Source organism: Pseudoflavonifractor sp. HCP28S3_F10, from assembly GCF_052065415.1.
Classification (GTDB): Bacteria; Bacillota; Clostridia; order Oscillospirales; family Oscillospiraceae; genus Pseudoflavonifractor_A.
The window spans coordinates 1-722 of record NZ_JBQHUB010000075.1 but is presented as its reverse complement, the minus strand read 5'-3'; the positions used below and the strand labels follow the sequence as shown (position 1 = coordinate 722).

The 722-nt window shown below is 38.8% G+C and carries 1 protein-coding gene; it reads right to left on the bottom strand.

Annotated features, from left to right (window positions below):
- On the bottom strand, nt 1-64 hold a 64-nt coding region (locus ACTNBZ_RS14360), incomplete at its 3' end, for a GTP-binding protein (RefSeq protein WP_441210956.1).
- Nucleotides 65-722 lie beyond the last annotated feature (658 nt).

Below are 722 nucleotides of genomic sequence, written 5' to 3'. Positions count from 1 at the left end.
TCTCCGTCAAGGTCGTCTTTCCAGCGTCTACATGGGCAAGAATTCCAATATTGATTATTTTCATGTGATTGTCCTCCCTTTACAGCCCCAAAGGGCATAAAAATCCCCAGCAGTAAAATACTTTTACCGCTGGGGATTATAAGTTGCGGACATACACATATACAGCATACACCCGTTTGTGATTGCTGTTTTTGGGGATATGTCAAAATTGATAAGGCAAAAGTATTCTTAAATTGGGTACAAAAAACTAAGCCCCTACAAAAGGAGCTATCATAATCCTTTGTTCCCACTATTTGATTATAGTTTTATTTAAGAATACCTTGCCGCATATTTTTTACTCCTTTTCTGGATTAAATCATTGTATCACATCAGTTTTAGGAAAGCAAGTACCTAAAAGAAATTTTTCTTCCCCTTATATGTAACAATCATACCGGCTTCCTAGCGTTCAGAATGTTTTCTGCTGTCTGCTGTGGTGTTTGGTTGGAATTGTCCAACCAAAAGCCGATCCGTGGTGTTGTCTGCATTTTACTAAATACAAATTCAATGTATACAGAAAGATATAAGGAGTGGGAGGGATTCCGCCGTAGTTGGCATTGTGGGAAAATCCAAAAGTTTAGATTTTCCCACAATGCTTATCTTTTGGTCTTTGGTTCGGAATAGTGTAGTGCTGGCGGTCTATCTCTTGTTTTCGGTTGCTTGCTTCCTTACCGTACATGAGCATT